The following is a 25,234-nucleotide window of genomic DNA, read 5'->3' on the forward strand; positions in this document are numbered from 1 at the left end:
ACACGTTGTGGGGGCTTATCTCCCCCGCGCCCCGTTACAACCACCTGGTGTCCCCGGGGGGGGGGGGGGGGGGGGGTTTGTGTGGGGGGGGGGGGGGGGGGGGGCCCCCCCCCCCCCCTTTCCGTGGGTCGGGTGGATCACATGTTGGCTACGTCGGCCTGCTTGGAGCGGACGGCCTCGGCGGCCTCCTTGAGGCTCGCCAGCTCGTCGGCGTCCAGGTCGGTCTCGACGACCCGCTTCACGCCCTCGGCGCCGATCTGCGCCTCCACGCCCAGGTAGACCCCGGAGATGCCGTACTGGCCGTCGACCCAGGCGCAGACCGGCATGACCTCGCCGGAGTCCTCCGCGACGGCCTTCGCCATCTTGGCGGCGGCGGCCGACGGGGCGTAGTACGCCGAGCCGGTCTTGAGCAGCGCGACCACCTCGGCGCCACCGTTGCGGGTCTTGACGACCAGCTCCTCGATCTGCGCGTCGGGCATGGCCTCACGCAGCGGCTTGCCGTTGACCGTGCTCTTCGACGGCACCGGCACCATGGTGTCGCCGTGCGAGCCGAGGGTGAGGGTCTTCACCGACTTCACCGGTACGTTCAGCGCCTCGGCCACGAAGTTGGTGAACCGGGCGGTGTCGAGCATGCCGGCCTGGCCGAGCACCCGGTTCTTGGGGAACTGGGTGGCGAGCTGGGCCAGCGCGGTCATCTCGTCCAGCGGGTTGGAGACCACGATGACCACGGCGTTCGGGGCGTACTTGGCGACGTTCTCGGAGACCTGGCGGACGATCTTGGCGTTCGTCTCCAGCAGGTCCATCCGGCTCATGCCCGGCTTGCGCGGCAGACCGGCGGTGATCACGACGACGTCCGAGCCCTCGATCGCCTCGTAGCCCTCGCCGTTCGGGCCGGTGGTGACGCCGACGACCTTCGTCTCGAAGCCCTCGATCGGGCGCGACTGGTTGAGGTCCAGCGCGAGACCCGCCGGCTTGCCCTCCACGATGTCGGTGATCACGACGGTGTCGAAGACGTCGTACTCGGCCAGGCGCTGTGCGGTGGTGGAGCCGTAGAAGCCGGCCCCGACGACAGTGACCTTCTTACCCATGGTCGTCCCACTCCCTGCTACCAGTCGGTTTTCCGGACCGTATCAGTCATCCTGGCACCGAACCGGCCAGGGGCGGACGGTTATGACCCCGACGGGCGTCGCGTCCGGACCTCAGCCCTGCTCGGCGCGCTCGACCACGTTGGTCAGCAGCATGGCCCGGGTCATCGGGCCGACGCCGCCCGGCATCGGAACGAGGCCGCCGGCCACCTCGGCCACCCCCGGGTCCACGTCCCCGGTGTAACGGCCCTTGCCGTCCGGCCCGACCACCCGGGTGATGCCGACATCGACCACCACGGCGCCCGGGGTGATCATGTCGGCGGTGAGCAGGCCGGGTACGCCGGCCGCCACGATCACGATCTCGGCGTCCCTGGTCTGCGCGGCGAGGTCGAGGGTGCCGGTGTGGCAGAGCGTCACCGTGGCGTTCTCGGTGCGCCGGGTGAGCAGCAGGCCGAGCGGGCGGCCGACGGTGTTGCCGCGGCCGACGACCGCCACCTTGGCGCCGCGCAGCGGCACGTCGTAGCGGCGCAGCAGCTCGACGATGCCGCGCGGGGTGCAGGGCAGCGGCCCCGGGTAGCCGAGCACCAGCCGGCCGAGGTTCACCGGGTGCAGGCCGTCGGCGTCCTTGGCCGGGTCGATCAGCTCCAGCACCCGCTGGGTGTCGAGGTGGGCCGGGAGCGGCAGCTGGACGATGTAGCCGTGGCAGGCCGGGTCGGCGTTCAACTCGGCGAGCACGTCCTCGACCTGCTGCTGGGTGGCGTCGGCCGGCAGCTCGCGGCGGATCGAGGCGATGCCCACCTCGGCGCAGTCCCGGTGCTTGCCGTTGACGTACGCCTGCGAGCCGGGGTCGGAACCGACCAGGACCGTGCCCAGTCCGGGGGTGATGCCGCGTTCGGCCAGGGCCTTCACCCGCGCCCGCAGCTCGTCCTTGATCTCCGCCGCGGTCGCCTTGCCGTCCAGAAGCGTCGCCGTCACGAACTGATCGTCTCATGTTGGACGTCGGTCTTTCGGATGACCCGGTTCCACGACCCGGCGGCAGCTCGAGCAGCCGCCGTCGGTAACGAAGCGTGACGTGTCGTTCATCACTCTAGGTGATGGTTTGTGGATCAAGCCACAGCTGTTACCGGACCCGTCGGCACGGAAGGCGACAACCGGGACGGGCGACCGAATACCGCCGATCAGCGTCCGGGCAGGCCCGAAGCACGCCGCTTTCCCCGCAGTAATCGCACTTCAGGGGCGTAAACGCCGCCTCGCCCTAGCAGGCTCGCCGCCCATCGGCAACGGGCCACCACCTACACCGTTACCGAGTCGCAACCGGCTCGTTGCCGGAAGCACCCACCCCGACCTACCGTTGCCGATTGTTGCGCAGCGTCACCCAGCGTCGGGCCTGACTGCGCAGCGTGAGGAGATGAGGAGGCTCAATGCGAGTTCGTAGGCTCGCCGCCTGGACCGCCCTCCCGCTCGCGGTGACCCTGGGCCTCGCGGCCTGCGGCAGCGGCGGCGACGGTGGGTCCGGTAGCGGCGGTTCCGGTTCCGCGGTCAGTATCCAGATCGGGGAACCCCAGCACCTGGTTCCGACCAACACCACCGAGACGTCCGGGTCCCAGGTGCTCGCCGGCCTGTTCAGCCCGCTCGTCGACTACGACGCCCAGAACAAGCCGTACGAGGTCGCGGCCGAGTCCGTGACGTCGACCGACAACAAGGTCTGGACGATCAAGCTCAAGGACGGCTTCACCTTCCACAACGGTGAGAAGGTCACGTCCGAGGACTACATCAACGCCTGGAACTACGGCGCGTACGCGCCCAACGGCCAGGGTGGCAGCTACTTCTTCGAGAAGATCGACGGCTACCAGGACCTGCAGGGCGACAAGCCGAAGGCCAAGGAGATGTCCGGCCTGAAGAAGGTCGACGACCTGACCTTCCAGGTGACGCTCTCCGCCCCGTACATCGACTTCAAGACGATGCTGGGCTACAACGCCTTCTACCCGCTGCCGGACGCCGCGTTCTCGGCCCCGGGCGTGCTCAAGGACTCCTACGAGCAGGCGCCGATCGGTCAGGGCCCGTTCAAGATGAAGGGCACCTGGCAGCACGACAGCAAGATCGACGTCGAGCGGTACGACGCCTACCCGGGTGAGAAGCCCAAGGTGAATGCCGTCGAGTTCCGGGTCTACCAGCAGCTCACCGCCGCGTACGCGGACGTGCTGGCGGACAACCTCGACGTGCTGCCGACGATCCCGACCGAGAGCCTGAGCACCGCGCCGACCGACCTGGGCGACCGTTACCAGACCAGCCCGATGTCGTCGTTCCAGTTCCTGGCGTTCCCGACGTTCGACAAGAACTTCAGCAACCCGGACGTGCGCAAGGCGATCTCGATGGCGATCGACCGGGACGAGATCACCAAGTCGATCTTCAAGAACTCGCAGCAGCCGGCTCGCTCGTTCGTCTCGCCGGTGCTGCCGGGCTACCGGGAGAACACCGCGGGCGCGGCGGGCGAGTTCAACCCGACCGAGGCCAAGAAGCTCTACCAGGCCGCCGGCGGCCCGTCGAAGATCGTCATTTCCTACAACGGGGACGGCGGCCACAAGGACTGGGTCGACGCGACCGCCAACCAGCTGAAGGCCAACCTGGGCGTGGACGTCGTCGGCTCGGCCGAGCCGAAGTTCGCCGACCTGCTCACCAAGGTCGAGAAGAAGCAGCCGGTCGGCATGTTCCGGCTGGGCTGGGTCATGGACTACCCGTCCATGGAGGACTACCTGGGCCCGCTGTACAGCACCAACGGCTCGTCGAACTACTACGGCTACAGCAACCCGGAGTTCGACCGCCTGGTGAAGGAGGGCTCCGCCGCTCCCACCCAGGAAGAGGCGATCAAGAAGTACCAGCAGGCCGAGGACATCCTGGCCAAGGACATGCCGGTCATCCCGCTCCGCTTCGGCGAGAACGTGTTCGGGCATTCGACCAAGGTCAGCCACGTCGAGATGGACCTGTTCCAGCGCGTCAACCTGGTCAAGATCGAAGCGACCAGCTGAGCTAGCTGACCGCGTCCGGGCCACTCGGGGAAACCCGGGTGGCCCGGGCACGCGCGGACCGGGAATCGCCGACCAACCGTCCGGCCGCTCTCCGCACGGCCCCCGGGCCGGAGGGGCACCGGCGGCAAGATTTCCGGTACGACCAGAGACGTCGTACTGCGAACCTTTCGCACTTTTCCAGAGAGACTGTCAAGTATGTTCCGCTACATCCTGCGGCGCCTCCTGCAGATGGTCCTCGCGTTCCTCGGGACCACCCTGATCGTCTACGCGCTGATGTTCGCCGGGCAGGGCGACCCGATCCAGGCTCTCGCCGGTGAGCGGCCGGTGACGGCGGCTCAGCGGGCATATCTGACCGAGAAGTACCACCTGGACGCGACCGGCGTGGGCGGCTTCTTCTACCGCTACTTCGACTACGTGCGCAGCCTGCTCCAGGGCGACCTGGGCCAGTCGCTCACCGGCCGGCAGATCGGCGACATCCTCCAGCAGGCCTGGCCGGTCACCGTGAAGCTTGCCCTCATCGCGCTCGCCGTGGCCGTCATCTTCGGCGTCACCTCCGGCGTGATCGCCGGAATCCGCCGGGCCAGCATCTTCGACAACTCGACGCTGGTGCTGACCCTGCTGGTGCTGGGCATCCCGACCATCGTGCTGGCGCCGCTCGCACAGTTCTTCCTCGGCGTGAAGTGGCAGCTCTTCCCGCCCACCGCTGGCTCGGAGCCGAGCTTCTACGCGCTGCTGCTGCCCGGCATCGTGCTCGGCTCGCTCTCGCTCGCCACCGCGCTGCGGCTGACCCGCACCTCGGTGGCCGAGAACCTGCGCGCCGACTACGTACGGACCGCCCGGTCGAAGGGCCTGCTCAAGCGGCGCATCGTCAGCGTCCACGTGCTGCGCAACTCGCTCATCCCGGTGGTGACCTTCCTCGGCGTCGAGCTGGGCAACCTGATGAGCGGCGCGATCATCACCGAGGGCGTCTTCAACATCCCCGGCGTGGGCTTCAACCTCTTCCGGGGCATCCGCACCGAGGACGGGCCGCTGGTGGTGGGCATCGTCAGCGTGCTCGTCGTGGTCTACCTGGTCTCGAACCTGGTGGTGGACGTCCTGTACGCCGTACTCGACCCGAGGATCCGCTATGAGTGATTTTGAGACTGTGGCGGCCACCGAGAACCAGGCCGCACGGCGTGGCCCCTCGGGTGAGCCCGGCACGCCCAACCAGGTCGGCGCGGCGCAGAAGCCGCGCAGCCTGGCCGGGGACGCCTGGCGCGACCTGCGCCGCAACCCGATCTTCTGGATCTCGCTGGTGCTGGTGCTGCTCGTCACCCTGATGGCGCTCCTGCCCGGCGTGTTCACCGCGAACGACCCGCGCGACTGCCTGCTCTCCCGGCAGCACGCCGGGCCGTCCGGCGGGGCCATCTTCGGGTACGACTTCCAGGGCTGCGACACGTACTCCCGAGCGGTCTACGGCACCCGGGCGTCGCTGCTGGTCGGCGCGCTCTCGGCCCTGGGCACCGGCGTGATCGCGCTGGTCATCGGGATGCTGGCCGGTTACTTCGGCCGCTGGGTGGACGCGGTGCTCTCCCGGGTCATCGACGTCGTGCTCGGCATCCCGCTGCTGCTGGCCGCGATCGTGCTGCTCAAGCGGGTCGGCAGCGACAGCCCCACGGCCCGGATCACCGCGGTCATCTTCGTGCTGGCCGTCCTCGGCTGGACGACCGCCGCCCGGGTGGTCCGCTCCTCGGTGATCACCGCCAAGGAGCAGGACTACGTCGCCGCGGCCCGGATGCTCGGCGCCAACCACGGCCGGATCATGTGGCGGCACATCCTGCCGAACTCGCTGGCCCCGGCCATCGTGGTGCTGACCATCGCGCTCGGCTCGTTCATCGCCGCCGAGGCCACGCTCTCCTTCCTGGGCATCGGCCTCAAGGCGCCGACCATCTCGTGGGGCCAGGACATCGACACCGGCCGGATCCACATGCGGGAAGCGGCGACGCCGTTGATCGTCCCGTCGGCCTTCCTCGCACTGACCGTGCTCGCGTTCATCATGCTCGGCGACGCGATCCGTGACGCCTTCGACCCGAAGCTGCGGTGACCCTGATGACCGACTCCATCGTCCAACCCACGCCCGCCTCCGCCACCCCGGAGGGCGGCCACCTGCTCGAGGTACGGGACCTGCACGTCGAGTTCCGCACCGGCGAGGGCGTGGCCAAGGTGATCAACGGCGTCTCGTACCACCTGGACGCCGGCGAGACGCTCGCCGTGCTCGGCGAGTCCGGCTCCGGCAAGTCGGTGACCGCCCAGGCGATCATGGGCATCCTGGACACCCCGCCGGCGCACATCCGTTCCGGGCAGATCCTCTATCAGGGCCGTGACCTGCTCGCCCAGTCGGAGGAGCAGCGCCGGCAGGTGCGTGGCAAAGAGATCGCGATCATCTTCCAGGACGCGCTCTCGGCGCTGAACCCGGTCTTCCCGGTCGGCTGGCAGATCGGCGAGACGCTGCGCCAGCGGGAGGGGATGTCTCGCGGCGACGCCCGCCGGCGGGCCATCGAGCTGATGGACCTGGTGAAGATCCCGGCCGCCGCCCGGCGGATCGGCGACTACCCGCACCAGTTCTCCGGCGGCATGCGGCAGCGCGTCATGATCGCGATGGCGCTGGCGCTCAACCCGAAGGTGCTCATCGCCGACGAGCCGACCACCGCGCTGGACGTCACCGTGCAGGCCCAGATCATGGACCTCCTGGCCGACCTTCGCCGGGACCTCGGCATGGCGATGATCCTGATCACCCACGACCTCGGCGTGGTGGCCGGCGTGGCGGACCGGATCGCGGTGATGTACGCCGGCCGGATCGTCGAGCACGCCGACGTCCGCTCGCTCTACCGCGCGCCGGCGCACCCGTACACCAAGGGGCTGCTGGAGTCGATCCCGCGCCTGGACGTCCGCGGCCAGGAGCTGTCGACGATCAAGGGGTTGCCGCCGAACCTGATGCGGATCCCCTCCGGCTGCCCGTTCCATCCCCGCTGCCCGTACGTCCAGCAGGTCTGCGTGGACGCGGTGCCGCACGACCTGGTCCTCGGCGACGGCCGGACCAGCGCATGCCACTTCGCGCAGGAGGTCCGTGATGACAGCGCCCGCTAGCTCCACCAAGGTCCGGGGCGAGACCATCCTCTCCGTCGACAACCTGGTCAAGCACTTCCCGATCTCGCAGGGCGTGCTGTTCAAGCGGCAGATCGGCGCGGTCAAGGCGGTGGACGGGGTGAGCTTCGAGCTGCGTCGGGGCGAGACCCTCGGCGTGGTCGGTGAGTCCGGCTGCGGCAAGTCGACGCTGGCCCGACTGCTGATGCGGCTGGAGACGCCGACCTCGGGCGGGGCCACCCTGGAGGGCAAGGACCTGTTCAAGTCCTCCGGCGGCGAGCTGCGCCGGCTGCGGCGCAACATGCAGATGGTCATGCAGGATCCGTACACCTCGCTGAACCCGCGGATGACGGTCGGCGACATCATCGGCGAGCCGTTCGAGATCCACCCGGACGCGGCGCCGAAGGGCAGCAAGCGCAAGCGGGTGCAGGAGCTGCTGGACGTGGTCGGGCTGAACCCCGAGCACATCAACCGGTACCCGCACCAGTTCTCCGGCGGGCAGCGGCAGCGCATCGGCATCGCCCGGGCACTCGCCCTGCGTCCGGAGGTGATCGTCTGCGACGAGCCGGTGTCGGCGCTGGACGTCTCCATCCAGGCGCAGGTGATCAACCTGCTCGAACAGCTCCAGGACGAGTTCGGCCTCTCCTACATCTTCATCGCCCACGACCTGTCGGTGGTCCGGCACATCGCGGACCGGGTCGCGGTGATGTACCTCGGCCGGATCGTGGAGATCGGCACCGAGGACGAGATCTACGAGCGGGCCACCCATCCGTACACCCAGGCGCTGCTCTCCGCCGTGCCGGTGCCGGACCCGGAGGCGCGCACCGACCGGAACATCATCCGGCTCACCGGTGACGTGCCGTCGCCGGCCGACCCGCCGAGCGGCTGCCGGTTCCGCACCCGTTGCTGGAAGGCGCAGGAGATCTGCGCCGTCGAGGACCCGGAGACCGTGCCGCGCGCCGCCGATCCGCACCCCTCGGCCTGCCACTTCGCCGAACTGCGCCCCACCGCGGCGGCCTGACCCCTGCCCCCAGCCCGGTCGATCATGCAGTTGTGGTGGCCGAAAGGCGCCGATTCGCGCCCTTCGTGAGACACCACAACTGCATGATCGACGGGGTCCAGCGGGGTCTAGCGGCGGGGTCCAGCGGGGGTCAGTGGAAGAAGTGGCGGGTGCCGGTCAGGTACATCGTCACGCCGGCCTGCTTGGCGGCGGCGATGACCTCCTCGTCGCGGATCGAGCCGCCCGGCTGGACGATCGCCCGAACCCCCGCGTCGATGAGGATCTGCGGGCCGTCGGCGAACGGGAAGAACGCGTCCGAGGCGCAGACCGAGCCCCGGGCCCGGTCCGCCCCGGCCCGGCTGACCGCCAGCCGCGCCGAGTCGACCCGGTTGACCTGACCCATGCCGACCCCGACGGTCGCGCCATCGCTGGCCAGCAGGATCGCGTTGCTCTTCACCGCGCGGACCGCCCGCCAGGCGAAAGCCAGATCGTGCAGGGTCTGCTCGTCGGCCGGGTCGCCGGCGGCGAGCTGCCAGTTCGCCGGGTCGTCGCCGGGGGCGTCCACCCGGTCGGCCAGCTGCACCAGCACGCCGCCGCTGATCTGCCGCCACTCCGCCGGCGGCGGGTTCCACGCCGGGGCGCGCAGCAGCCGGAGGTTCTTCTTGGCCTGGAGGATCTCGACCGCGCCGGCCTCGAACTCCGGCGCCACCACCACCTCGGTGAAGATGTCCGCCACCTGCCGGGCCAGCTCGGCCGAGACCGGCCGGTTGACCGCGATCACGCCGCCGTACGCCGAGACCGGGTCGCAGGCGTGCGCCTTGCGGTGCGCCTCGGCGACGTCCGCGCCCACCGCGATGCCACACGGGTTCGCGTGCTTGATGATCGCGACGGCCGGCTGGTCGACGAAGTCGTTGGCGGCCCGCCACGCGGCGTCCGCGTCGACGTAGTTGTTGTAGGACATCTCCTTGCCGTGCAGCTGCTCGGCCTGGGCCAGCCCGGCCGGCGCGTCCGGGTCGGTGTAGAGCGCCGCCGCCTGGTGCGGGTTCTCGCCGTAGCGCAGCGCCCGCTCCGCCCGCAGCGCCAGCCCGGCGAAGCCCGGCCACTCCGGCTCGGCCCCGAGCTGCACCGCGCACCAGTTCGCCACCGCCACGTCGTACTCGGCGATGTCGGCGAAGGCCCGCGCGGCCAGGGCCCGGCGCTGAGCCAGGGTGAAGCCGCCCGCGTCGAGGGCGGCCAGCAGTGCCGGGTACGCCGACGGGTCGGTCAGCACGGCGACCGACGCGTGGTTCTTGGCCGCGGCCCGGACCATCGCCGGCCCGCCGATGTCGATCTGCTCCACGCACTCGTCGAGGCTGGCGCCGGAGGCGACCGTGGCCTGGAACGGGTAGAGGTTGCTGACCAGCAGGTCGAACGGAGCGACCCCCAGCTCGTCGAGCTGGTCGACGTGCGACTGCTTGCGCAGGTCGGCCAGGAGCCCCGCGTGCACCTTCGGGTGCAGGGTCTTGACCCGGCCGTCGAGGACCTCGGGGAAGCCGGTGACCGTCTCCACCGCGGTGACCGGCACACCGGCGCCGGCGATCGTCGCGGCGGTGCTCCCGGTCGACACGATCTCCACGCCGGCGGCGTGCAGGGCCCGGGCCAGCTCGACCAGCCCGCTCTTGTCGTAGACGCTGACCAGCGCCCGCCGGATCGGGCGGCGCTCGTCCTGAGTGGAGCTCACGGGGTCGTGACCTTTCTTCCGGTGATCGTCCAACCGGCGCGGACCAGGCGGCCGACCTGCTCGACGAGCTGGCGCCGCTCGGCCGACTTGATGCGCTCGGTGAGGGTCTCCTCGTCGTCGTCGTCGAGCACCGGCACGGCGACCTGCGCGACGATCGGGCCGGTGTCCATTCCGGCGTCGACGAAGAAGAGGGTGGCGCCGGTGACCTTCACGCCGTAGGCGAGGGCGTCGCGCGGGCCGTGGATGCCGGGAAAAGCCGGCAGCAGGGTGTTGTGCGTGTTCAGGTAGCGGTCGCCGAAGGCGGCCAGGAAGTGCGGCCCGACCAGCTTCAGGAACCCGGCGGAGATGACCAGGTCGGGCGAGTGCGCGGCGACCTGCGCGGTGAGCGCGAGGTCCCACTCCTCCCGGGTCTCGTACGCCTTCAGCGGCACCACGAAGCTCGGCACCCCGGCCGCGGCGGCCCGGTCCAGCCCGGCGATGCCGTCCCGGTCGGCGCCGACCCCGACCACCCGGGCGCCGTACGCCGGGTCGGCCGTGGCGTCGAGCAGCGCCTGCAGGTTGCTCCCGGATCCGGAGATGAGGACGACGATGCGGGCGGCGGACGCGGGCTCGGTCACCGGGTCACCCTATCGGGCAGGTCGGGACGGCCCACGTCCGGGCAGGTCGGGACGGTTGCCGTCGATCGGTGCTCGCAGGTGACAGCCGGACTGGCGCGAAACCGGTACGCTGCCGGTCGCTCGGGACCGGCGCGCCCGGCCCGCACCCCGTCGATGATCCGACACGCGAGCCGTGTCGATGAATGAGGAGCCCCCATGCAGCCCGGATACCCTGCCCCCCAGCAGCCGATCAACAACAACATGACGATGTCGATCGTCGCCATCTTCCTCTTCTGGCCGCTGGCCATTCCGGCCATCATCAACGCGTCCAAGGTGAACCCGCTGCTCCAGCAGGGTGACTACGCCGGGGCGCAGGCCGCCGCGGCGGAGTCGAAGAAGTGGTCCAAGTGGGCCCTGATCATCGGCATCGCGTGGTATGTGATCGTGCTGGTGTGCTGCGCGCTGGGCGGTCTCGGCGCGATCATGAGTGGCGACAGCACCACATACTGACGGACCATGTACTGACGACACAGCCAAGGAGCCTCGTCGAATGCAGCCCGGTTACCCCGGTCAGGATCCCTACAACCAGCAGCCCAACCAGGATCCGACCGCGCCGCAGCAGCCCCACGACCCGTACGCCCCGCCGCCGGCGGCGCCGTACGGGCAGCAGCCTCCCGCCGGGCAGCCCTACGGCCAGCCGCAGGACCCGTACGCCGCGCCGCAGAACCCCTACGGTCAGCAGCCGCCGCACGGGCAGCAGCCGACCTCGGGCCAGCCGTACGGCCAGCCGCCCACCTCGGGACAGCCCTACGGCCAGCCGTACCAGGACCCGTACGCGCAGCAGCAGCCGTACGGCGGTGCGCCGACCTACCCGAACGCCGGCTACCCGCAGGCGCAGGGGCAGAACAACACCCTCGGCCTCGTGTCGATGATCCTCGGCATCGCGTCGATCCCGTTGGCCTGCTGCCTGTTCCTGGGCATCCCGGCCGGCATCGCCGCCGTGGTCACCGGCTACCTGGGTAAGCAGAAGGCGGACCAGGGCCTGGCCAACAACGCGGGCCAGGCCAAGGCCGGTCTGATCTGCGGCGCGGTCGGCGCCGGCCTGGGCATCCTGGTGCTGATCCTCAACCTCATCGGTATGAGCCTGCCCAGCCAGCCCTGACCGTCCGAATCACGAAAGGGGCGTCCCGCGAGCCGCGGGGCGCCCCTTCGGTCTGTCTGCGGGGTGTGGGGACCGGCCGCCCGCGGCTCAGCCGGCGGCGGGGCGGGCGAAGGCCCGAGCGGCCGCCGCGCCGAGCAGCGCGCCGGCGCCGACCACCGCGGTGGTCACCGCGGCGACCTGCCAGGCGACCGGACCCACCTCGGCCAACCGGCCGCCACCCAGCGGACCGGCCGAGGCCGCCGCGGCCACGCCCAGCAGCACCCCGGCCACCGGTCCGGCGATCGCCGCCGGGCCGAGCAGCGCCGCCCAGCCGACCGGCGCCCGCTCGTCCAGGGCCAGCCGCAGCAGCCGCCGGGCGAGCAGCCAACCGGCGGTCATCGCGGCCAGCACGGGCACCGCGAGCATGGCGGCGCCCAGCCCGTCCACCGGGCCGCGGGGCAGGCCGGCCAGCAGCGGTACGGCCGGCAGGGCGCCCACCGAGACCTCGCTGGTCCGCACCGCGGTGTCGGTGCCGACGGCGAAGCCCGGCCCGAGCAGGTAGCTGGTGGACCAGACGGTGGCGTTGGGCGCATAGGCCAGGCTGACCAGGGTGATCCCGGCCTGCCCGGCCACCCCCGTCCGGTAGGCCCCGATCATGTCGGCCGCGTCGCCCCCGCCGGTGGCCACGGCGAGCCCGGCCGCCCCGGCGCCCGCGCCGAGCAGCAGCAGACCGGCGACCAGGCCGGTGCGGATCCCCTCGCGCAGCGCCACCGGGGCGCGCTCGTCGAACAGCCTGGCCACGCCGGAGATGCGCACCGCGCCGACCAGCGCGGCCAGTGTGCCGAGCAGGGCGAAGGTCAGCCCGGCACGGAGCAGGGACACCGTCGGTCCGCCCACGCCGACCAGCACCGCGGCGAGCACACCGAGCAGCGCGTAACCGATGCCGACCGCGCCGGCGGCGACGAGCGCCTGCCGCAGCGACCGGCCGCCGCGGGCGCCGATGGCCCGACTGACGTGCACCCCGGCCCGGGTCAGCCGCCAGACCACCAACCCGGTCAACGCCAGCGGAACGAGCCCGAGCGGACCGGCCTCGGTGTGCAGCGGGACGCCGTGCCCGAGCAGCCAGCCGGCCAGCCCGACACGCAGGGCACCGGTGACCGAGCCGGCGTCCTCGCTGAGCTGCGCCAGGCCGAGCACGATCGCGACGGGCAGGTAGGAGGTGAGCGCGGCGCCGATGGCCGCCACCGCCGCTGCCACGGCGAGCGGCGCGCGACCGCGCGGCGCTCCGCCCGACCGCGGCGCCGGCACCCGCCGGCCCGGCGCGGCGCGGCCACCCGACCGGTCGTCGGCGGTGGCCGTACCGGAGCGGCGGGGTTGATCAGGGGTGACGGAGGACATCGGGATCTACTCTGGCATGCCGCGCGCGCGGGAGCAGTCCGATAACCCCCCGGCACGACGGCGAGTTCCGCTGTCCGCGCTCCGTCGGCCCCCCGTGGGCCCTGCCGCCGGCCACCGAGCGGGCCCGCACCGCCGTTCCGGCGTGCTCGGCGTCGCGTCCGGTCCCATCCTCCGCGGAGTCCTCGGCATCGTCCTCGACCACCTGTCCATTCGGGACACCCACCCGCCCGGCCATCCGGTCACGTCGCCCTCGCGCCGGGCGTCGTGGGAGTCGTCGTTCGAGAGCGGGCTCCGCGCCCGGGCCGGCACCGACCCGGGCGAGGAGACGACTGAGGGGGCCGACCGCGCCGGTCGACCCCCTCGGTACGCGCACAGCCGGATCAGCCGGCGGACATGATCTCCCGCATCAGGCGCGCGGTCTCGGTCGGCGTCTTGCCGACCTTCACACCGACCGCCTCCAGCGCCGCCTTCTTCGCCTCGGCGGTACCGGCCGAGCCGGAGATGATCGCGCCGGCGTGCCCCATGGTCTTGCCGGGCGGGGCGGTGAAACCGGCGATGTAGCCGACGACCGGCTTGGTGACGTTCGCCTTGATGAACTCGGCGGCCCGCTCCTCGGCGTCGCCGCCGATCTCACCGATCATCACGATGGCGTCGGTGTCCGGGTCGGCCTCGAACGCGGCGAGCGCGTCGATGTGGGTGGTGCCGATGATCGGGTCACCGCCGATGCCGACGCAGGTCGAGAAGCCGATGTCCCGCAGCTCGTACATCATCTGGTAGGTCAGGGTGCCGCTCTTGCTGACCAGGCCGATCCGGCCGGTGCCGGTGATGTCGGCCGGGATGATGCCGGCGTTCGAGGCGCCCGGCGACGCGATGCCGGGGCAGTTGGGCCCGACGATCCGGGTCCGCTCCCCCTTCGACACGTTGTACGCCCAGAACGAGGCGGTGTCGTGCACCGGCACGCCCTCGGTGATCACCACGGCGAGGTCGATGCCGGCGTCGATCGCCTCGACGACGGCGGCCTTGGTGAACTGCGGCGGAACGAAGATCACCGTGACGTCGGCCCCGGTCTCCTTCATCGCGTCCGCGACCGAGGCGAAGACCGGCAGCTCGGTGCCGTCGAAGTCGACGGTGGTGCCGGCCTTGCGCGGGTTCACGCCGCCGACCACGTTGGTGCCCGCGGCGAGCATCCGCCGGGTGTGCTTGGAACCCTCGGAACCGGTCATCCCCTGGACGATGACCTTGGAGTCCTTGGTCAGCCAGATAGCCATCTTCAGACCCCCGCAGCTGCCAGCTCGGCGGCCCGCTCGGCCGCGCCGTCCATGGTGTCGACCCGCTGCACCAGCGGGTTGTTCGCGCCGTCGAGAATCGCCCGACCGGCCTCGGCGTTGTTGCCGTCGAGCCGGACGACGAGCGGCTTGGTGACCTGCTCGCCGCGCTGCTCGAGCAGGGCGAGCGCCTGGATGATGCCGTTGGCGACCTCGTCGCAGGCGGTGATGCCACCGAAGACGTTGACGAAGACGCTGCGCACCGACGGGTCGGAGAGCACGATCTCCAGCCCGTTCGCCATCACGGCCGCGCTGGCGCCGCCGCCGATGTCGAGGAAGTTGGCCGGCTTGACGCCGCCGTGCCGCTCACCGGCGTACGCGACCACGTCGAGGGTCGACATGACCAGACCCGCGCCGTTGCCGATGATGCCGACCTCGCCGTCGAGCTTGACGTAGTTGAGGTCCTTCTCCTTGGCGGCCTGCTCCAGCGGGTCCACCGCGGCCTGGTCGACCAGCGCCTCGTGGTCCGGGTGCCGGAAGCCGGCGTTCTCGTCCAGGCTGATCTTGGCGTCGAGCAGCAGCAGCTTGCCGTCGCCCGTCGTGGCCAGCGGGTTGACCTCGACCAGGGTGGCGTCCTCGGCGACGAAGGCCTGCCACAGGCCCACCGCGACGTCGACGACCTGGTCGGCGACCTCGGCCGGGAAGCCGGCCGCGGTGACGATCTCGCGGGCCTTCGCCTCGTCGACGCCCTTGACGGCGTCGATCGGGGCCTTGACCACCTTGTCCGGGGTGTCGGCCGCGACCTGCTCGATGTCCATGCCACCGGCAACGCTGGCGATGCAGAGGAAGGTGCGGTTCGCCCGGTCGAGCAGGTACGAGAAGTAGTACTCCTCGGCCACGTCCGCGGTCACCGTGATCATGACCTTGTGGACGGTGTGGCCCTTGATGTCCATGCCGAGGATGTCGGTGGCCCGGGCCACCGCCTCATCCGGGCCCTCGGCCAGCTTGACGCCGCCGGCCTTGCCCCGGCCGCCGACCTTCACCTGCGCCTTGACGACCACCCGACCGCCGAGGCGTTCGGCGATCGCGCGGGCCTCCTCCGGGGTAGTGGCGACGCCGCCGGCCAGCACGGGCAAGCCGTGCCGCTCGAACAGGTCCCGCCCCTGGTACTCGTACAGGTCCACGATTGCGCGTCCCGTCCCGTCTCCGCGGCGCGCCGTCGCGCCGCCACCAGCGTTCAGAAAACAGTTTGACGCCTGTCATCACTTGAAACAGGCCATTGGCCGCAGCCTAGCGAGGTGGCCACCGGCGGCAACCGAGCGGGTGCGCGGTGTGCGGTAATGCACAGCCCACCGTCGGACCCGGACCGCCGCCGCGCGGCAGCCGCCCCGGACGCGCCTGCGCCGGGTCTTTCCCGGGCGGCGACGGTCCGGTCGCGTCAGTCGTCCGGGCGATGTTGGCGGGGGCGCGTAACCCCTCCGGCGGGGCCTCGTTGAGTCAGATGTCGGAGCGCTGGAAAGCGCGATGACGGGAGACGGCCGATGCCCTGTCGGTCGAGGGGTGGCGGCGGGGCATCGTGCATAGAGGGGCCGGACGTGTGAGGGGTGCGTCCGGCCCCTCCCCCGTGTCCCGATCCGGCCGCGGCCTTCTCGCCGCCGCTGTCAGCCAGGAGAGCACCGCCGCTGTCAGCCAGGAAGGCCGGCGCGACGCCCGCCTCAGCTGACCGGCTGCGCCACGTTCTGCCGCACCCACTCCACGATCGACTGGGTGGTCGCCCCCGGCGTGAAGATCTTCGCGACCCCGAGCTTCTCGAGCTCGGGCAGGTCGGCGTCCGGAATGATGCCGCCGCCGAACACCACGATGTCCCGCGCGTCGCGCTCGGCGAGCAGCTCGAGGACCCGCCGGAACAGCGTCATGTGCGCACCGGAGAGCACGGAGAGGCCGACCGCGTCGGCGTCCTCCTGGATGGCGGTCTCGACGATCTGCTCCGGCGTCTGGTGCAGGCCGGTGTAGATGACCTCCATGCCGGCGTCGCGCAGCGCGCGCGCGACCACCTTCGCGCCCCGGTCGTGGCCGTCCAGGCCGGGCTTGGCGACGACGACCCGAATTCGAGAGCTCATCAGCGCACACCTTTCACCGGACTTCGCGGCATTCACCTGAACGAACGGTAACCCGGCCGACCGGGGCCGGGAAATCCGGGCCGGGAACCCGGCCGGCGAGTCGGGTGGCGAGTCGGGTGGATCGTCGGCCGGGCGGCGGGGTCCACCCGACGGGCGAGCCGTGCCGGACCTCCGGGTCCGGGATCCCCGGTGACCTGCGGCGGGCGCCCGGGCGGTGCGGCGACCGCCCGGTCGGGAACGGGCGGCGCGGCCCTCGCCGTCAAGCGGGACGAGTCCGCCGTACCGGTCACGCTCGGCGACGAACGGACAGTAACCTGGGCACCGATCGGCGGCGCGAGGCGTGACAATCACGGACGCAAACGGACAGATCGACACGCCAATTCGGCGCTCCGGCTTGTGACTCGCCTGGTGGTTGGCTAACGTGTCCACGGTTGTCATCAGGTCCATGGACGGGTGACGACGCGGTCAGCAGACGTTCACCCGAGCTTCTTCGGGTGTCCGCGGGCCGCATCGGAACCCCGACAACGGAGGGTGTGCGTGCGCCAGCGCCTGTCGTCTGAGCCCGATAGATATCGCGGTCGTCGCCGCGTACCCACGCCCCCGCGTAGCCGTTACGCGGCCGTCGTCACCACCGCCTTCGTCGGCGCCGGCGTCGTCGCGCTCGGCGCGGGCGCCCTGCCGGACGCCAAGAGCGTCAACCCGTCGGTCCTCGACGACCTGCGGCAGGCCTCGATCACCAGCCAGGACGCCGCGGCCCGTGCCGACGCCGCCGACCGCGCCTCTCGCGACAGCGGGCGGTCCGACGAGGCCGGCGAGCCGGACGTCTGGCTGCTGCCCCTGCAGGGCTACGACTTCAACTCGCCCTACGGAATGCGCTGGGGCAAGCTGCACACCGGCGTCGACCTGGTCGCCCCAGAGGGCACCCCGTACGTCGCGATCCACGCCGGCACCGTCACCAAGGCCGGCTGGTTCGGCGGCTACGGCCACGCGGTGATCGTCCAGCACCCGGACGGCAGCGAGGCGATCTACGGCCACTCCTCGGCGGTCAGCGTCCAGGAGGGTCAGCAGGTCAAGGCCGGCGACCAGCTCGGCCTGGTGGGCAACACCGGCCACTCCTATGGCAGCCACCTGCACCTCGAGGTGCATGTCAAGGGCGAGCCGGTGGACCCGGTGCCGTGGCTCCAGGAGCGCGGAGTGGACATCAAGCTACAAGTCGAGGCAATCTACGGCGAGGTAGCCGCCTCCTGACGCTACGTATCGACGAACAACCGCCCGGATCGATCGATCCGGGCGGTTTTTTCATGCCCGGGGCGAACCGATGTCACCTGCGCCACAGCCGGAAATGTGAGCGGCGCCACCGTCGAACATGATCACTTAACGGGTCAGAACCCCCATGGCCGCCCAGAACGGGTCAGCGGCCGGTGTCCTGCCGCCGGCCCGACCCGTCCCCCTTACCCGCCGGTACCCGGGCCCGCACCAGGATCTTCTCCGTCCGATCCCCTCGACACGTGAAGGTCCCCCCGTGCAGGAAGAAGACAGCACCACCCGGAACGAGCAGCGCGCCGACGCCGACGTGACCCGGCACCGGATGCGCGTCGGGCGCCGCGCCCGGCTCCTCGTGGTCGGGGCGGTCGCCGCGCTCGGCATCGGCGTCGCCGGCGTCGCGGTCGCCACGACCGGCGACGACCACACCCCGGCGCCGGTCTCGCTCGACGCGCAGGCCCGTGCCGAGGCAGCCGCCCGCGCCGACCGCTCCGTCCGCGAGTCGAGCGCGGCGGCCACCCCGTCGGTCGCGCCGAGCAGCCCGACGCCGAGCCCGTCCGCCGCCAGCCCCTCGGCCAAGCCGGCCACCGCCAAGCCGAAGCCGAGGAAGACCACGAAGCCGAAGCCGGCCTGGGTCATCCCGATGAAGGGCGCCGCGACCACGTCCTGCTTCGGCCCCCGGTGGGGCACTCAGCACGCGGGCATCGACTTCGCCCTGCCGGCCGGCACCCCGATCCACGCCGCCGCCGCGGGCACCGTGGTCAAAGCCGGCGACGCCGGCGACGGGTACGGCAACTCGGTCTTCATCGACCACGGCAATGGCTACCTGACCCACTACGCCCACCAGAGCCGGCTCGTGGTGAGCGTGGGCGACAAGGTCGGCGTCGGCGAGGTCATCGGCTACGAGGGCTCCACCGGCGACTCCACCGGCCCGCACCTGCACTTCGAGGTGCACCAGGGCCAGATGTGGAACCAGATCGACCCGGCGCCGTTCCTGCGCGCCCGGGGCATCGACGTGCCCTGCTGACCTCACCGAGGCACGCGGCCCGGTCCGGCATCCGCCGGGCCGGGCCGCGCCGGCTCAGAGCTTGTCGATCGGGGCGTGCCGGAGCACCAGCCACATGGTCTGGTCGCCGAAGTCGATCTGCGCGCGGGCACCGGGGCCGTGTCCCTCCACGGCGAGCACCCGACCCAGCCCGTAGCGCTGGTGGTTGACCCGGTCGCCGGCGGCCACCTTCGGCCCCTGCGGCAACTCGCTGGCGGTGGTCAATCGGCTGCCGTCGACACCGAGCCGCTTCGCCAACTGGGCCGCCTTCGGCGTACCCCCGTTGAAGGTCCCGCGCCCGCCGGGCGTGCGGTCCGCGCGGCCACCGACGCCGCCGCCCCCGCCGGCCCACGAGGTGTACGACCCCTCGGTGCGCTCCCAGCGCACCAGCTCGGGCGGCAACTCCTCGAGGAAGCGGGACGGCGGGTTGTAGGACGGCTGTCCCCACGCAGAGCGGGTCACCGCCCGGGAGAGGTAGAGGCGCTGCCGGGCCCGGGTGATCCCGACGTAGGCCAGCCGCCGCTCCTCCTCCAGCTCGCGGGTGTCGCCGAGCGAGCGCAGGTGCGGGAAGACGCCGTCCTCCAGACCGGTCAGGAAGACCACCGGGAACTCCAGCCCCTTGGCGGTGTGCAGCGTCATCAGCGTGACGACGCCCTGGTGGTCCGGGTCGTCGGCGGGGATCTGGTCGGCGTCGGCGACCAGGGCGACCTGCTCCAGGAAGCCGGCCAGGGTGGCCCGCTCCCCCTCGTCGCCGGTCGCCTCGATCCGCTCGGTGTACTCCCGGGCCACGCTGACCAGTTCCTGGAGGTTGTCGACCCGGCCGGCGTCCTGCGGGTCGAGGCTCTCTTCCAGCTCGGTCAGGTAGCCGGAGCGGGTGAGCAGTGCCTCCAGCACCTCCTCCGGGGTGCCGGTCTCGGCCAGCTCGCGGGCGCCGTCGAGCAGGGCGACGAAGTCGGCGATGCCGTTCGCCGCCCGGGTCGAGATGCCCGGCGCCTCCTTGGCGCGGTGCAGCGCCGCGCCGAAGGAGATCCGGTCCCGGCTGGCGAGCGCCTCGACGCACGCCTCGGCCCGCTCGCCGATGCCCCGGCGCGGGGTGTTCAGGATCCGGCGCAGGCTCACCGTGTCGTCGTCGTTGACCACCGCGCGGAGGTAGGCCAGCGCGTCGCGGACCTCCTTGCGCTCGTAGAAGCGCACCCCGCCGACCACCTTGTAGGGCAGGCCGATCCGGATGAACACCTCCTCGAAGACCCGGGACTGGGCGTTGGTGCGGTAGAAGACCGCCACGTCACCCGGGCGGGCCTCGTCGGCGTCGACCAGCCGGTCGATCTCGCGGGCCACCCAGTCCGCCTCGGCGTGCTCGGTGTCGGCCACGTAGCCGACGATCTGCTCGCCGGCGCCGGCGTCGCTCCACAGCCGCTTGGGCTTGCGGGAGGTGTTGCGGTCGATCACCGCGTTGGCGGCGTTGAGGATGGTCTGGGTGGAGCGGTAGTTCTGCTCCAGCAGGATCGTCCGGGCGTCGGTGAAGTCCCGCTCGAACTCCAGGATGTTGCGGATGGTCGCGCCACGGAACGCGTAGATCGACTGGTCCGCGTCGCCGACCACGCAGAGCTCGGCCGGTGCCAGTCCCTCGGTGCCGGAGACCAGCTCCTTGATCAGGGTGTACTGGGCGTGGTTGGTGTCCTGGTATTCGTCCACCAGCACGTGCCGGAAGCGCCGGCGGTAGGTCTCCGCGACGTGCGGGTGCGACTGGAGCAGGTGCACCGTGGTCATGATCAGATCGTCGAAGTCCAGCGCGTGCGCCTCGCGCAGTCGGCGCTGGTAGAGCGTGTAGGCCTCGGCCAGGGCCCGCTCGTTGGGGCCCTTGGCCCGGGCGGCGAACTCCTCGGGGTCGACCAGCTCGTTCTTCAGGTTGGAGACCTGGGCGGCCAGGCCGCGCGCCGGGTAGCGCTTCGGGTCGAGATCGAGCTCGCGGGTGACCAGCTGCATCAGCCGGCGGGAGTCGTCGGCGTCGTAGATGGAGAAGGTCGACTTCAGACCGGCGTGCTCGTGCTCGGCGCGCAGGATCCGGACACAGGCCGAGTGGAAGGTCGACACCCACATCAGCCGGGCCCGCGGCCCGACCAGCGCGGCGACCCGCTCCTTCATCTCGCCGGCGGCCTTGTTGGTGAAGGTGATCGCGATGATCTCGCCGGGGTGCACGTCTCGCGCGGCGAGCAGGTAGGCGATCCGGTGGGTGAGCACCCGGGTCTTGCCGGAGCCAGCGCCCGCCACGATCAGCAGCGGCGTGCCGGCGTGCGTGACCGCGTCGCCCTGCGGCCCGTTCAACCCGGTGAGCAGGGCCTGTGGATCGAGGCGGCTGGGCGCCGGCCCGGGCCGGTGCGGACGGGCCGACGCGCGCTCGAGCGCGGGCGGGGACGCGGGGATGTCGAAGAGAGGATGCATCGCACGGCGAGTCTATGCCGCCGGGCGGACACTTCCCGACCGCGCACGCCCGGGTGCGACCCAGCCGGCACCGCCCGCCGGACGGCGACCCGCTGGGGGTGACCTGAGGCCTGCTTCCCCGGGAATCCTTGCGCGCCGGCGCCCCGGATGGGCATACTCGACGGCGTGTTCGGTCAGCGCTACTACTTTTACTACGGCACCGGGAGTCCGGCAGCCGTAGGTCGCGCCTGATCACAGACCTGCGAAAAGCCCCGGGCTCCTGGAGCCCGGGGCTTTTTCGTCCCGGGATCCGGGCACCGGGCCCGACGTCCGAGGGGTACGGCGATGATGACAGACGTGGTGGAGCAGAACGGCGGCCCGGGCAAACCCGATGCGTCCGGCGACGCCGACGGGGGGCGGTCCGCCGCGGTGACGCCCGGCGACGTGCCGGCCCGGTCGGTCGACGCGCCCGCCGAGGCTACGAACGGCACGCCCGCCCAGGCGGCCGACCTGGCGGCGAACCTGGCCACCGGCGACACCGAGAACGACCGACCCGACCCGCGGCCGGTGGACGCCGGCACCCAGGAGCCGGTCGCGGCGGCCCAGATCGTGGCCATCCGCGAGCGGATCGACCAGATCGACCAGGCGCTGATCGACCTGTGGCAGGAGCGGGCGAGCCTGTCCCAGCAGGTCGGCGCGACCCGGATGGCCTCCGGCGGCACCCGGCTGGTGCTCTCGCGCGAGCGGGAGATCCTGGAGCGGTTCCGGCAGGCGCTCGGCTCCGACGGCACCCAACTCGCGCTGCTGCTGCTCCGCGCCGGTCGCGGCCCGCTCTGAGGCGCCGGCGACGGCGCCCGCGGCGGCTGGGCGCGGCCGCCCGGCGTCGACCGGGCCCGGAAACGCGGAACCGCCTGCCGGCGTCGCGACGACGTCGGCAGGCGGTCCAGGGTGGCTCAGGCGTCGTGAGTGGCCACGATCTCCCGCTTCTCCGCGAAGTGGCAGGCGCTCGGGTGGTCCGAGCCCTGCCGGATCTGCAGCAGCGGCACCTGCTGGGCGCAGATGTCCTGCGCCTTCCAGCAACGCGTACGGAACCGGCAGCCCGAGGGCGGGCTGACCGGGGACGGCACGTCGCCGGTCAGGCGGATGATCGCCTTGTGCTCCCGGACGGTCGGGTCCGGCACCGGCACGGCGGAGAGCAGCGCCTGGGTGTACGGGTGGGTCGGCCGCTCGTAGATCTCGTCCTCGGTGCCGATCTCCACGATCTTGCCGAGGTACATGACCGCGACCCGCTCGGAGAGGTGGCGCACCACCGACAGGTCGTGGGCGATGAAGACGTACGACAGGCCGAACTCGCCCTGGAGCTTCTCCAGCAGGTTCATCACCTGCGCCTGGATGGAGACGTCCAGCGCCGACACCGGCTCGTCGCAGACGATGATCTCCGGACGCAGGGCGAGCGCCCGGGCGATGCCGATGCGCTGCCGCTGCCCGCCGGAGAACTGGTGCGGGTACCGGTTGATGTGCTCCGGGTTGAGGCCCACCAGGTCGAGCAGTTCCTTGACCTTGCCCCGTCGGCTGCCCCGCGGGGCGACCTCGGGGTGGATCTCGAACGGCTCGCCGATCAGGTCGCCGACCGTCATCCGCGGGTTCAGCGAGGTGTACGGGTCCTGCATGACCAGCTGGATCTGCCGGCGCAGTCGCCGCAGCGCCCCGCCGGAGAGCTTGGCGGTGTCCTGCCCCTTGTAGAGCACGCTGCCGCCGGTCGGCTTCTCCAGGTTCATCAGCACCCGGGCAAGCGTCGACTTGCCGCAGCCGGACTCGCCGACCACGCCGAGGGTCTCGCCCTGGCGCAGCTCGAAGGAGACGCCGTCGACGGCCTTGACCTGACCGATGGTCTTCTTGAACACCACGCCACGGGTGACCGGGTAGTGCTTGACCAGGTCACGGACCTCGAGAATGTTAGTCACGGTTCACCAGCTCCTCGGCGAAGTGGCAGGCGCTGGCCCGGCCGGCGCCGATCTGTAGCAGCGGCGGCACCTTCTCCCGGCAGACCGGCTGCGCCATGGGGCAGCGCGGGTTGAACGGGCAGCCCGGCGGGATGTTCATCAGGTTCGGCGGGAGGCCCTTGATCGTCCGGAGCTGCTGCCCCTTCTCGTCCAGCCGCGGGATCGAGTTGAGCAGGCCGAGGGTGTACGGGTGCGCCGGCTTGGCGTACAGGTCGTACACGTCGGCTTCCTCGACGATCCGGCCGGCGTACATGACCGCGATCCGGTCCGCGACGTCGGCGACCACGCCGAGGTCGTGGGTGATCAGGATCATGCCCATCTGCCGCTCACGCTGCAGCTCGGCGAGGAGGTCCATGATCTGCGCCTGGACGGTCACGTCGAGCGCGGTGGTCGGCTCGTCCGCGATCAGCACCTCCGGGTCGAGCGCCAGCGACATGGCGATCATCGCCCGCTGCCGCATACCGCCGGAGAACTGGTGCGGGTAGTTGCTGAACCGGCCCTTGGCGTTCGGGATCTTGACCTGGTCGAGCATCTCGATCGCGCGCTTCTTGGCCTCGGAACGGCCCATGCCGCGCCGGACCCGGAACTGCTCGGCGATCTGGAACCCGACGGTGAAGACCGGGTTCAGCGCGGAGAGCGCGTCCTGGAAGATCATCGCGATGCCCTCGCCGCGGATGCGGCGGCGCTCCTCGAAGGACATCTTGAGCATGTCCTTGCCGTGGAAGCGCACCTGACCGCCGGTGACGTGACCGGGCGGCGTGTCGAGGATGCCCATGATGGTCTGCGCGGTGACGCTCTTACCGGAGCCGGACTCGCCGAGCACGGCGAGGGTCTCCCCCGCGTCGACGTGGTAGGTGACTCCGTTGATGACCTTGGCGACGCCGTCGCGGGTACGGAACTCCACCCGGAGGTCGTCGACCTCGAGCAGACGGCCGGCCGGGCGCCCGGCGGCACCCGCGGCGGACTGCTCGGACACGAGAATGTCGGACAACTGAATCTCCCCTAGCGGAGTTTCGGATCGAGTGCCTCGCGGACCGCCTCACCGAGCATCACGAAGCTCAGGACGGCGGCGACGAGGAACGCGGCGGGGAAGAAGAGCAGGTAGGGAGCGACCCGGATCAGGTCCTGCGCCTCGTTGATGATGATGCCCCAGGAGACCACCGGCGACTTCAGCCCGACGCCCAGGAAGGAGAGCGTCGCCTCGGCGCCGATGAACGAGCCGACCATGATCGTGCCGTAGACCAGCAGCGGCGCCAGGCAGTTCGGCAGCAGGTGCTTGAGGATGATCCGGCCGGTGCCGGCGCCCAGTGCCCGGGCCGCGACGATGTAGTCGGCCTCCTTGGTGGCCAGCACCGAGGAGCGCATCAGCCGCATCACGACCGGCCAGCTCAGCACGACCAGCGACGCGATGACCAGGAACTTGATCTTCCACTCGCCGTTGCTGGTCCCCGACCCGTTGAACGTGGTCAGGATGACGATCGCGCCGAGCACGAACGGCAGGCCGAAGAACACGTCGGCGATCCGGGAGAGCAGGGCGTCCACCCAGCCGCCGCGGTAGCCGGCGATCATGCCCATGGTGCCGCCGATCAGCAGCGTCCCGAGCACCGAGAGCAGCGCCACCACGATGGAGGCGTTGGCGCCGTAGATGGTCCGGGCGAAGACGTCCTGGCCCTGGAGGTCGTAGCCGAACCAGGCGTGCCCGGAGGGCTTCTCCAGGCTCCGGCTCAGGTTTCCGGCGGTCGGGTCGGCCGAGGTGAAGAGCGACGGGAAGGTCGCCATCGCGATGAAGAGCAGGATGAACGCCGCCGAGATCCAGAAGAGCGGCTTGCGGCGCAGGTCCTGCCAGGCGTCGCCGAGCAGGCCGCGGGGCTTCTCCCGGGCACTGGCGGGCAGGCCGGCGTTGGTCGGGCCGCCGATCTCGGTGGGCTGGTGCGCCGGCGGGGTGGAGACGATCGAGGCGGTGCTCGGGTCGCTCATGCCGTCACCTCACTCTTCTCGGCGCCGGCCTGGGTCATCAGGCACGCCGCG

The 25,234-nt window shown here is 71.3% G+C and carries 22 protein-coding genes; 10 read left to right on the forward strand and 12 right to left on the reverse strand.

The features are described 5' to 3' along the window. Nucleotides 1-137 precede the first annotated feature (137 nt). Both mdh and ACIBBA_RS00350 read right to left on the reverse strand, forming a co-directional pair. Nucleotides 138-1,088: a malate dehydrogenase gene (mdh, locus tag ACIBBA_RS00345; RefSeq protein WP_396692408.1), complete on the reverse strand. Its 951-nt coding sequence runs from the start codon at nt 1,086-1,088 to the stop codon at nt 138-140. A gap of 111 nt (nt 1,089-1,199) precedes the next feature. Then, complete coding sequence (locus ACIBBA_RS00350; protein ID WP_350871444.1) at nt 1,200-2,060, reverse strand: bifunctional methylenetetrahydrofolate dehydrogenase/methenyltetrahydrofolate cyclohydrolase; 861 nt, start codon at nt 2,058-2,060, stop codon at nt 1,200-1,202. Between the two features lie 446 nt (nt 2,061-2,506). Here ACIBBA_RS00350 and ACIBBA_RS00355 point away from each other — a divergent pair, with 446 nt between their 5' ends. The 5 genes from ACIBBA_RS00355 (at nt 2,507) to ACIBBA_RS00375 (ending at nt 8,255) form a co-directional block, all read left to right on the forward strand. Continuing rightward, the gene (locus ACIBBA_RS00355) at nt 2,507-4,111 is read left to right on the forward strand and encodes an ABC transporter substrate-binding protein (RefSeq protein ID WP_350871442.1); all 1,605 of its coding nucleotides are present in this window, start codon (nt 2,507-2,509) and stop codon (nt 4,109-4,111) included. 195 nt (nt 4,112-4,306) lie between these two features. Next, nucleotides 4,307-5,245, forward strand: a complete 939-nt coding sequence (locus ACIBBA_RS00360) for an ABC transporter permease (protein ID WP_350871440.1) — start codon at nt 4,307-4,309, stop codon at nt 5,243-5,245. After that, a complete protein-coding gene (locus tag ACIBBA_RS00365; protein WP_350871438.1) occupies nt 5,238-6,194 on the forward strand; it encodes an ABC transporter permease in 957 nt (318 codons plus the stop codon). Before ACIBBA_RS00360 ends, ACIBBA_RS00365 begins: the two co-directional genes overlap by 8 nt. A gap of 5 nt (nt 6,195-6,199) precedes the next feature. After that, nucleotides 6,200-7,237, forward strand: coding sequence for an ABC transporter ATP-binding protein (locus ACIBBA_RS00370; RefSeq protein ID WP_357051101.1), 1,038 nt, complete (start codon nt 6,200-6,202; stop codon nt 7,235-7,237). Next, nucleotides 7,221-8,255: an ABC transporter ATP-binding protein gene (locus tag ACIBBA_RS00375; protein WP_396692412.1), complete on the forward strand. Its 1,035-nt coding sequence runs from the start codon at nt 7,221-7,223 to the stop codon at nt 8,253-8,255. The genes ACIBBA_RS00370 and ACIBBA_RS00375 overlap by 17 nt, the downstream gene beginning before the upstream one ends. Before the next feature lie 130 nt (nt 8,256-8,385). Here ACIBBA_RS00375 and purH read toward each other — a convergent pair whose 3' ends face one another. Both purH and purN read right to left on the reverse strand, forming a co-directional pair. Next, nucleotides 8,386-9,954, reverse strand: a complete 1,569-nt coding sequence (purH, locus tag ACIBBA_RS00380; protein ID WP_396692414.1) for a bifunctional phosphoribosylaminoimidazolecarboxamide formyltransferase/IMP cyclohydrolase — start codon at nt 9,952-9,954, stop codon at nt 8,386-8,388. Continuing rightward, nucleotides 9,951-10,571: a phosphoribosylglycinamide formyltransferase gene (gene purN, locus ACIBBA_RS00385; protein WP_350871427.1), complete on the reverse strand. Its 621-nt coding sequence runs from the start codon at nt 10,569-10,571 to the stop codon at nt 9,951-9,953. The genes purH and purN overlap by 4 nt, the downstream gene beginning before the upstream one ends. A gap of 195 nt (nt 10,572-10,766) precedes the next feature. Here purN and ACIBBA_RS00390 point away from each other — a divergent pair, with 195 nt between their 5' ends. Then, a complete protein-coding gene (locus ACIBBA_RS00390; protein ID WP_350871424.1) occupies nt 10,767-11,060 on the forward strand; it encodes a CD225/dispanin family protein in 294 nt (97 codons plus the stop codon). A gap of 40 nt (nt 11,061-11,100) precedes the next feature. Then, nucleotides 11,101-11,712: a hypothetical protein gene (locus ACIBBA_RS00395; RefSeq protein ID WP_396692417.1), complete on the forward strand. Its 612-nt coding sequence runs from the start codon at nt 11,101-11,103 to the stop codon at nt 11,710-11,712. Between the two features lie 87 nt (nt 11,713-11,799). Here ACIBBA_RS00395 and ACIBBA_RS00400 read toward each other — a convergent pair whose 3' ends face one another. The 4 genes from ACIBBA_RS00400 to ACIBBA_RS00415 all read right to left on the reverse strand — a co-directional run bounded on the left by ACIBBA_RS00400 (nt 11,800) and on the right by ACIBBA_RS00415 (nt 16,474). Next, complete coding sequence (locus ACIBBA_RS00400; protein WP_396692419.1) at nt 11,800-13,089, reverse strand: DUF6350 family protein; 1,290 nt, start codon at nt 13,087-13,089, stop codon at nt 11,800-11,802. Between the two features lie 380 nt (nt 13,090-13,469). Beyond that, on the reverse strand, nt 13,470-14,357 hold the full coding sequence (gene sucD, locus ACIBBA_RS00405; RefSeq protein ID WP_396692421.1) for a succinate--CoA ligase subunit alpha: 888 nt from the start codon (nt 14,355-14,357) through the stop codon (nt 13,470-13,472). 2 nt (nt 14,358-14,359) lie between these two features. Further along, a complete protein-coding gene (sucC, locus tag ACIBBA_RS00410; protein ID WP_396692423.1) occupies nt 14,360-15,538 on the reverse strand; it encodes an ADP-forming succinate--CoA ligase subunit beta in 1,179 nt (392 codons plus the stop codon). 531 nt (nt 15,539-16,069) lie between these two features. Further along, nucleotides 16,070-16,474: a cobalamin B12-binding domain-containing protein gene (locus ACIBBA_RS00415; protein ID WP_350871411.1), complete on the reverse strand. Its 405-nt coding sequence runs from the start codon at nt 16,472-16,474 to the stop codon at nt 16,070-16,072. A gap of 537 nt (nt 16,475-17,011) precedes the next feature. On the opposite strand from ACIBBA_RS00415, the gene ACIBBA_RS00420 reads away from it, so the two are divergent. Together ACIBBA_RS00420 and ACIBBA_RS00425 are read left to right on the forward strand one after the other, a co-directional pair. Next, entirely contained in the window at nt 17,012-17,722 is a 711-nt protein-coding gene (locus ACIBBA_RS00420) for a M23 family metallopeptidase (protein ID WP_350871410.1), read from the forward strand. A 340-nt stretch (nt 17,723-18,062) separates the two neighbouring features. Beyond that, a complete protein-coding gene (locus tag ACIBBA_RS00425; RefSeq protein ID WP_396693380.1) occupies nt 18,063-18,764 on the forward strand; it encodes a M23 family metallopeptidase in 702 nt (233 codons plus the stop codon). Nucleotides 18,765-18,818: 54 nt separating this feature from the next. Here ACIBBA_RS00425 and pcrA read toward each other — a convergent pair whose 3' ends face one another. Continuing rightward, complete coding sequence (gene pcrA / locus ACIBBA_RS00430) at nt 18,819-21,224, reverse strand: DNA helicase PcrA (protein ID WP_396692426.1); 2,406 nt, start codon at nt 21,222-21,224, stop codon at nt 18,819-18,821. Nucleotides 21,225-21,770: 546 nt separating this feature from the next. Here pcrA and ACIBBA_RS00435 point away from each other — a divergent pair. After that, nucleotides 21,771-22,040 carry a chorismate mutase gene (locus ACIBBA_RS00435; RefSeq protein WP_396693382.1) on the forward strand — a complete coding sequence of 90 codons (270 nt, stop codon included), beginning with the start codon at nt 21,771-21,773 and terminating at the stop codon, nt 22,038-22,040. Between the two features lie 116 nt (nt 22,041-22,156). Here the strand turns inward: ACIBBA_RS00435 and ACIBBA_RS00440 are convergent, their stop codons facing one another. Genes ACIBBA_RS00440 through ACIBBA_RS00450 form a run of 3 tightly spaced genes read right to left on the reverse strand, consistent with a single transcriptional unit; the run spans nt 22,157 to nt 25,183 of the window. Continuing rightward, the gene (locus ACIBBA_RS00440; protein WP_396692428.1) at nt 22,157-23,167 is read right to left on the reverse strand and encodes an ABC transporter ATP-binding protein; all 1,011 of its coding nucleotides are present in this window, start codon (nt 23,165-23,167) and stop codon (nt 22,157-22,159) included. After that, on the reverse strand, nt 23,160-24,182 hold the full coding sequence (locus ACIBBA_RS00445) for an ABC transporter ATP-binding protein (protein ID WP_357052201.1): 1,023 nt from the start codon (nt 24,180-24,182) through the stop codon (nt 23,160-23,162). The genes ACIBBA_RS00440 and ACIBBA_RS00445 overlap by 8 nt, the downstream gene beginning before the upstream one ends. A gap of 26 nt (nt 24,183-24,208) precedes the next feature. Beyond that, entirely contained in the window at nt 24,209-25,183 is a 975-nt protein-coding gene (locus ACIBBA_RS00450) for an ABC transporter permease (RefSeq protein ID WP_350871404.1), read from the reverse strand. Nucleotides 25,184-25,234 lie beyond the last annotated feature (51 nt).

The organism is Micromonospora sp. NPDC051006 (assembly GCF_044456245.1).
Taxonomy (GTDB): domain Bacteria; phylum Actinomycetota; class Actinomycetes; order Mycobacteriales; family Micromonosporaceae; genus Micromonospora.